This window comes from Chroococcidiopsis sp. [FACHB-1243] (assembly GCF_014696895.1).
Lineage (GTDB): Bacteria > Cyanobacteriota > Cyanobacteriia > Cyanobacteriales > Chroococcidiopsidaceae > Chroococcidiopsis.
The window spans coordinates 21928-30309 of the sequence record NZ_JACJQX010000055.1 but is presented as its reverse complement, the minus strand read 5'-3'; the positions used below and the strand labels follow the sequence as shown (position 1 = coordinate 30309).

General features: G+C 45.0%; 2 protein-coding genes and 1 pseudogene. All 3 read right to left on the bottom strand.

What is annotated here, in order from left to right; genetic code table 11:
* Positions 1 to 305 (bottom strand): annotated as a pseudogene (locus H6G17_RS28185) (thioredoxin domain-containing protein); the annotation flags it as partial.
* A gap of 224 nt (positions 306 to 529) precedes the next feature.
* Positions 530 to 1159 carry a response regulator transcription factor gene (locus H6G17_RS28180; protein WP_192161866.1) on the bottom strand — a complete coding sequence of 210 codons (630 nt, stop codon included), beginning with the start codon at positions 1157 to 1159 and terminating at the stop codon, positions 530 to 532.
* 8 nt (positions 1160 to 1167) lie between these two features.
* The gene (locus H6G17_RS28175; RefSeq protein WP_192161865.1) at positions 1168 to 8265 is read right to left on the bottom strand and encodes a PAS domain S-box protein; all 7098 of its coding nucleotides are present in this window, start codon (positions 8263 to 8265) and stop codon (positions 1168 to 1170) included.
* Positions 8266 to 8382 lie beyond the last annotated feature (117 nt).

The window sequence follows — 8382 nt, the reverse complement described above, 5'->3', positions numbered from 1 at the left end:
ATCTCATGCATCTGCCAAAACTGACCTTGGGCAGCTGCCGCTTCCACCGCTTCCGCCGCGTGTTGAGCGTGAGGATGAATTTGTACCTGGGGAAAATGACGGAAAACAAAGCACAAATTATTCTCAAGAGAACTATTCAGCTCTCGCCCAATTGCTTTAATCAGTCGATAAACGTTTGCACTCTCAGAACATTGGTAGTCTCCATACATCACTAGCATCACAGCAGCACTCAACACACCTTGTATGCGATCTTGGGTAGAAAAAGGAACAAATAAGAAATTGTGGTTATGGTCGTCGTAGCTCATCTTTGATGCGATCTTTCTAAAGCAAACTCAAATCCTGCAACCTTATTGCGGTCTCTGTTTGCCTAAATGCCTAAATTAAATATATGCAATTGCCTCTAACTTGTCGTCCACTAGGAGTTGAAACTTTTGCATGATAAAGCGATCGGTAAAGCAGTCCATCTTCAAATGGTAGAATCGCTCCAACTAAAGTTGGAATTTGGTGTCCAACTAGACTACAACGCAGCTTACAAACTGACAATCCCGCGTTTAACGGCAACAATCACGGCAGAGGTGCGATCGCTCACCCCCAACTTACTTAAAATTCGATTCACGTGGGATTTGACCGTACTTTCACCAATAACTAAGGCATTGGCAATGTCTAAATTGCTCATCCCTTGCGCCATCAAACCAAGTACCTCTAGCTCGCGATCGCTCAGTTCTGGATTGCTCAAACGCTGCACCAGTTTTGCCCCGACTTCTGGCGGAATGTACTGCTGACCGCGAGCTACTATACGAATCGCCTGAAGCAGCTCGTTGGGTTTAGCATCCTTCAGCAAATAGCCTTGAGCGCCTGAGTGTAATGCACTATAGATATCTTCATCACCATCGTAGGTTGTTAGCACGATAATCCGTGCAGGTTTAATTTCAGCACAGATAGCACTAATGGCTTCCACCCCTCCCATTTGCGGCATTCGCAAATCCATCAACGTCACATCTGGTTGGTATTGGCGAAACAGCGCGATCGCCTGCTGCCCATCTTCTGCTTGAGCAATTACCGTCATTTCTGGATCGCGGTTAATGATGGTTGCCAATCCTTGCCTGACAATGGAATGATCGTCAGCAATCAAAACTCGAATCGTAGCGGATTGGCTCATGACGATCCTCACTTGCAATTGACAACGACAACAATTTCTGTCCCTTGCCCAGGTTGGCTTTCAATCCGCAATTGCGCTCCGATGCGCTCTGCCCGTTCGCTCATGCCCAACAAGCCAAATCCGCCGATGTGTGGAACGCTACCGACTCCAAAGCCCTGTCCATCGTCTTTGACTCGCAAGCAGCACTGTGCGTCGTCATAGACCAATTCAATCCTAATTTCGCTCGCGCTTGCATATTTAATGGCGTTTGTCAATGCTTCTTGTCCGATCCGCAGTAAGTTATTTTCCACCTCGGCGGGTAAAGGATAGGTGATGCCCTGAATTTGGTAAATTAGAGCAGTATCGGTCGCAGCTCTCATCTGGGTGACTAGACGAGCGAGGGCAGTCGATAAATCGCCCGACTCTAACAACTGGGGACGCAGTGCTGTTACCGATCGCCGTGCCTCAGTCAGTCCGGTGCGTGCTAATTCCTCGATCGTGTCTAAATGCGCCTGGGTGGCTTCTGGATCGTCTGCTAGCACTTGAGTTGCCGCACCTATCTGGATCAGAATGCCTGTAAATGCTTGAGCTAGTGTGTCGTGAATTTCGCGTGCCATGCGGTTGCGTTCTTCCAAAATTGAGGCTGTTTCTGCTTGCTTAAGCGCCGTAATGTCTCGCGACAGCCAAATCACCCGATCGTGCCGAATCGGTGCAATTCGAGACGAAAACCAGGTTTCTCGTCCATTCAGCAACATCCTGTACTCGACTGTGAGGATTTGTTGGGTTCTCAGCGCCTGCTGAATATAACCTAGCCATTCATCGGCTTGTTCCTTGCCGAGTTGATGCAGGGTTTTGCCAATCATCTCCTCGACGGGTTGACATTGCAGATGCGGTTCCACCGCGATCGCTTCGAGGATTCGCCCTTCAGCAGTTAGTACAGATAATGGATCGGGAATTGCCGCAATTAAAGTCCGTAGCTCTGTTTCTGACGCTTGTAGAGCTTCTTCTACTTGTTTGCGATCGCTAATATCTGCTATCACACCTTCCATGCATCGATCGGCAACATTCGGACGAGCAGAGTAAAGTGCCCAAAACAATGTTCCATCTCGTCTTCGCAACTGCACTTCAAAGTTTTGCAGTTTACCATCGCGGTTAAGTAATTCGATCGCTGAGGAGCGATCGCTGGGATTTACATAACAGTCTGCACCATGTAGAAGCCCAATCACCTCTTTCGGTGAATCGAAGCCAAACAGATTCGCAAAGCGTTGATTAGCATCGAGAATTAATCCATCCGAGAGGCGGGCGCGGAAGATACCTACCTGTGAGTTTTCAAAAATATTGCGGAACTTGGCTTCACTGCGCTGTAGGGCTGCCTCGGCTTGTTTGCGCTGGGTAATGTCATTGCCAACGGATAAAATTTCCACTACCTGTCCCTGTTCATCCAAGATTGCTTGATTTGACCAGGCAACCCAAACTCGTCTACCGTCTCGGCACAGGTTTTCCTTCTCGGTTTGCAGGCAAGATACAGGATTGTGAAATAATTCGTGGATGAATTGTTCGAGATTGCGTCCAGAAGTTTCACTTTCTGGACGGATCGTTTCTAACAGGGTATGCCCTAAAATCTGATGTTCCTCATAGCCAAAAAATCTCAGTCCGTAATCATTCAAGAATCGAATTCGTCCTTGCGTATCAAAGCGAATAATGATAGAGTTTGCTGTCTGTACTAAGTTACGATAATTTGCTTCACTTTGTCGTAATGCGTCTTCTGCACGTTTGCGATCGCTAATGTCTGTAATCAGACCATACTTCCCTTTGACTTGACCATCGGAGGCAAAATCGGGGATAAAGGTAGCACTGATATATTTTTTGCCAAATGAGTAGGGAATTTCTGCCTCATAGGTGGTAATTTGCCCTGACAGCGCTCGATTAATATGCGGTTGGGCAATCTGATAAGCCGCCTCACCTATGAGTTCGCGGATAGACTTGCCCAGAATTTCATCTCGACTACAGTTAAACCAAACTTCATACCCTCGGTTCACAAACTGATAGCGCTGATTTATATCGATGTAGCTAATCAGGACAGGTAGAGCATCGGTGATCAGGCGTAATTCCTGTTCTCGTGAGCGAAGCTCGTCGTAGACATCGCGCAGTGCGGCTTCGCTTTCCCGTAACGCTGCTGTTCGTTGGGCAACCTGTTGCTCTAAAGTGCGGTTGTAATTGGCTAGCAGTTTCTCTGCTTGTCTGCGCTCGGTAATGTCTTGAAAGGCGACGATCGCATAAACGATATTACCCTGTTCGTCATAAACTGGCGTTCCCCACGCCTCAACTGGAATTATGGCATTGGTTTGGCGAATTTCCATGTCGTCATGCCAACTGCGTTCGCCCTTCAACGCTCGAACATTTGGCAATCTTTCTGTCGGATAGATTTGCTCGGTTCCCGCTACATAAAATTGATAAGCTGCTGTAATTTGCTCTGGTGCTAGGGAAGGATCGGTTGCTTTACCGATGAGTTGATTGCCACATTGATTGGCATAGTAAGGGCGACCCGCTGCATCCACGATCGCAATTCCCACTGGAACCGCTTCGAGAAACTGAGTCAACTTGCTTTCGCTCTTCCGCAGCTTGGCGTAGAGTCTGGCATTTTCGATCGCGATCGCTGCCTGGGTTGATAATAGATTCAAGACCTGCGATCGTTCTAATGTAAATGCTCCAACTGCTAATTGATTTTCTAAATACAACACACCAACTAGCTTCGCTTGATTGAGCAATGGCAAACAGCAAATCGATTTGCTTTGGTGCTGTTGAATGTATGGTTCGTGGATAAAATTCCCTTCATGAGTCGCATCATTTAAGATGACAGATTCATGAGTGCGGATAACATAATTAATAATTGATTCAGGTAAGCGATTTGCGATTGGGATCGATTGTAGCACTTTTGTAGCACACACAGTTTTACCATCATCCAGTTCAAAAGAAGCCTCGATCGCCCATTCTTCTGCGTTTTCCAAAATCAGATATCCGGTTTGTGCGCCAGCATTTTGAATTAAAACCTGCATTAAGGAACGGAGCAACTGCTCTAGTTCAATTTCACGAGAAATTGTCTGGGATGCTTTCATCACCGCCGCTAAATCGAAAGTGATGGGGGAGGTGTTAGACGAGGTTCCAGAAGTAGTGGGGATTGATGTAGTATTTACCCTAGACGACTGAGAGAAAAATTGCGGATAGCGAGTCTCTAAGTCTTTAACTTTAGCGGTTGCGCCCCATAATTGATAGTAATAATGAGCTTCCTGCATATAAGCTTTAGCACTTAATTCTTGAGCGCGATCGCCATAAAATTTAGCTGCAAGTTCGTAAGCTAGAGCCGCTTCGTTAAGATATTCGTGTTCTTTGGCGAGGGCAATAGCGCGATCGTAGCAATCCATTGCTTCAAGATTTTTGCCTAAAACTCGATATATTTCTGCTTCTACTAAATAATATTTGTGCCAAAGATTTACTGGAGAATGATGCGCCCATTTTTTTATCTTTTTCTGATTTTTGTTGACTTGGCTCAGACATCGCTTTTGTTGCGATCGAGGACTATGAGAATATAGAGCAAGCCCTGCCAGAGAATCATAAAAATAAAAGCAGGTTGAGGCAAAGGTTGCAACGATACCGTCTAGATAAGTCTGTGCTTTCGAGGCATTAAATACTGCTTCGGGGTACTGCCCAAATAAATAACAGAGTATTAACTTATTTAAGTACAGCCCAACAATTGAAGTGCGATCGCCCCTTTGGATGAGGCTGGGCAACAATATCTGCTCGTTATAAACACTTCCGATCAAATCACAAGGGTGTTCTGCTCGATCTAATAAATTAAGGACGGCTTGATGAAACGATTGAAACAAAAGCAAAGTTTGCTCTTGTTTCAACTGTCCGAGCGTTTCCTCATAAATCGCCATTTCAGACTCTAGTTCTGACAATTCCTGACCAATAAAGTATGAATGATAGCAATAGACATGAGCAGCCGTCGCCGCAAACTCTAAATCTCCAGTTTCCAGCCCGCTCTTGTATGCTTGCAACAGGGGCGATAATGTTTCTCTTACAGGTACTTTCCAATGACTAATTAAGGCATTAACCGTCAATAGTATTTTAGCGGTGAATTCTTTGGCACTGAGTTGCTCTAGCAGTCGCAACGCTAATTGCCCTAATTCGTAGCCAGATTCAATATCTCCAAACACCCCGCACAGAATGATTCCATAGCCAGCATAAGCAGAAATAGACACGGGACTATTGCCGTATTTGACAGATAAAATAACTTGCTCGAACGAAATTAATGGGAAGAGTTGAGGATCGGTATAGTACGCAGAGGTTCCTATGCTCTCTAAAATAGATAGAGCAGCTATTTTGTCAGGCTGGGTCATTTGAGGCAAACTAGCTAAGTCTGAAATTTGTTTTCCCACCAAAACCAATTTAATTTTCAGCAATCCCATCAGTACATGAAAAATGGTTGGTTGTTCGGGCAATTTCAGTTTCAACTGCCGTAGCATGGGCATTCCGATCTCCAATGCTTGCTTTAGCTTAGTTTGAGCAAGTAAAGCCACGATCTTTACTTCTGTTATTTTGACTCGATCCAAGACGGTTTTGGAATGTTCCAGCACAATTTGAACCAATCTTTCCATCTGCTCGAAATTGCCTAAAAGATAAGCTGTTTCTGCTGCTGTTTCATATATGGCTAAGGTTAATTGATACTGCGTTTGCCAACTAGAAGACTCTAATAATCCCATGCCAATTTCGAGGTAATTTAGGGCAGGTTCATAGGCTGCTGAGGCTTTGGCTTTTTTACCTGCCATTAAATTCAATCTGGCAATTTCAGTTCGTTTGGCTTCGTTGGCAACAAACTCAACCCCATGATTGAGATGATCGACAATTTCAAACAGCCTGTTTGTTAGTTGCTCTGGTGAAGTTTTTTCTAGTAAATTGCGACCGATTTGGAGATGCACGACTTGTTTTTGAGATTCGTCAATTAAAGCATAAGCAGCTTGCTGTACGCGATCGTGCGAAAACTTATACTCTTGAACTAATAAGTCTTCGTCCAATTCAGATATGGTTTGAATTAATCCAGCATGTATTGCTGCTAGTAAATCCTGGGAAATCGCTTTAGGCGATTTTTTACAAGCGATCGCTAAAGTTCCTAAGTCGAATTCAGCGCCAATACAAGCGGCTAAGCGAAGAATTTGTCGTGTTTCTTCCGGCAATTTCTTCAACTGGAGCAGCAGCAACTCCACCACATTATCGGTAATATTTTGGGCTTGAATTTGAGCAATATCCCACTGCCAGCTTAACTGTTTCGCATCAAAGGTTAACAGGTTTTCGCTATACAGCATTCGCAAAAATTCACTAATAAAGAAAGGGTTGCCCTCGGTTTTACGTAACACTAATTGGGCTAGAGAACGCACAGTGTCAATATTGCAATGTAGCGTCTCGGCGATCAATTGACTCAACGGTTCGGGCGTTAAGGGTGCTAAGGTAATTTCCTGAAGCACTGCCCCTTGTTTTCTGAATTTCTCTAGCATCAATACTAATGGATGCGTTGGAGTTACTTCATTATCCCGATATGCTCCAATCAAAAACAGATATTGGGTTTGCTTGTCGAGTAATAATAGCTCGATTAACTTCAGCGTTGCGGAGTCGATCCACTGCAAATCGTCTAAGAAGATGACTAGGGGATGTTCTTTTGAACAAAACACCCGCACAAACTTTTGAAACGTTAGATTGAAGCGATTTTGAGCTTGGGTTGCTTCAACAGAAGGTACGGGTGGCTGCTTGCCCACAATCAATTCTAATTCTGGGATCGCATCAATAACGATCTGTGCGTTGCTTCCCAACGCTGCCAGCAGGCGAGTTCTCCACTGTTGCAACTGTTCGTCAGGTTCGCCTAGTAGTTGCTGCACCAATTTTTGCAAAGCATGGGCGATCGCACTGTAGGGAATATTGCGCCCAAATTGGTCGAACTTACCCCAGATAAAATAGCCGTGCTTTGCCGTGATGGGTTTATAGAGTTCCTGCACCAATGCTGATTTGCCAACTCCCGCGTAACCAGAAACCAGCATCATTTCGACGTTGAATTGTTGAGTATTTTCTTCATTCCCTCTGACGGCTACTCTGTCAAACGCTGCTAATAATGCTTTAATCTTCTCTTCTCGTCCATACAGTTTTTGGGGAATACAAAACTGCTCGGAAATATCTTGAAGACCCAATTGGATACAGTCAATTTGACCGCTTTGAGCAAATTGGCGATCGCAGGTTTCTAAATCCGCCTTAATTCCCCAGGCACTCCCATAGCGATCTTGGGCATTTTTCGCCATCAATTTCATGATGATGTCTGAAACTGGTTTGGGGATCGCTGCATTCAGTTCGTGAGGCGGAACGGGTGATTTGGCAATATGGCAATGGACTAGCTCCAAGATGTCTGTTGTCGGGAAAGGTAGCTGTCCGGTAAGCAGTTCGTAGAATGTCACACCAAGCGAGTAGAAATCGGTGCGATAATCGAGCCAACGATTCATCCGCCCCGTTTGCTCAGGAGAGATGTAGGCAAGCGTACCTTCTAATACATGAGGACTTTTGAAGTTGGGATTTGTGCGTTTAAATCGGGTGGCAATACCGAAATCAATGATTTTAACTACGCCCGTATCTGGATTGAAAACGATGTTGCCAGGATTAATATCTTTGTGTACGATCTTAGCGTGATGAATCCTGCCCAAAATATCTGTAATGTCAATGGCTAATCGAAAGAAATTGGCTAAGGGCATGGGACAGAATTCTTCTGGACGCTGCCGCATCCACCTTTCGATAGATTCTCCTCCAAAATCTTCTAAGAGAATCGCGATCGTGCGTTGATAGTCTTGCTGGCTGAATGCCTTCACCACGCCTTCTAAGTTGAGGGAGCGGGTAATTTCATATTCCTGTCTGTAGCGGGTTAATTCCTGGGGAGAAGGATATTCTTGCTTAAGCATTTTGACGACGATTGCCTCTGGCAGTGCGCTTCGCGCAATCGCGCACTCGTCTTGCTCTCTGATGCCTCGATACACAACAGATGCCGCACTCTCATAGATTTTGCTATGGATGGCAACTCCAGGTAGGGCAATCATACAATCTCCCGATGAGTGTCATCAGTTGTATCATAAAGCATATCGTTTATGTCGTTTGCCAAATTCCAAAAAATAAAACAATTGGGTAAAATTGCTCCTTGCTTTATTTGCCTAAAG

What these genes read in the sequence shown, in the direction of transcription:
- H6G17_RS28180 (WP_192161866.1), bottom strand. Translation starts at nt 1,159, where the DNA reads ATGAGCCAATCCGCTACGATTCGAGTTTTGATTGCTGACGATCATTCC.
- H6G17_RS28175 (WP_192161865.1), bottom strand. Translation starts at nt 8,265, where the DNA reads ATGATTGCCCTACCTGGAGTTGCCATCCATAGCAAAATCTATGAGAGT.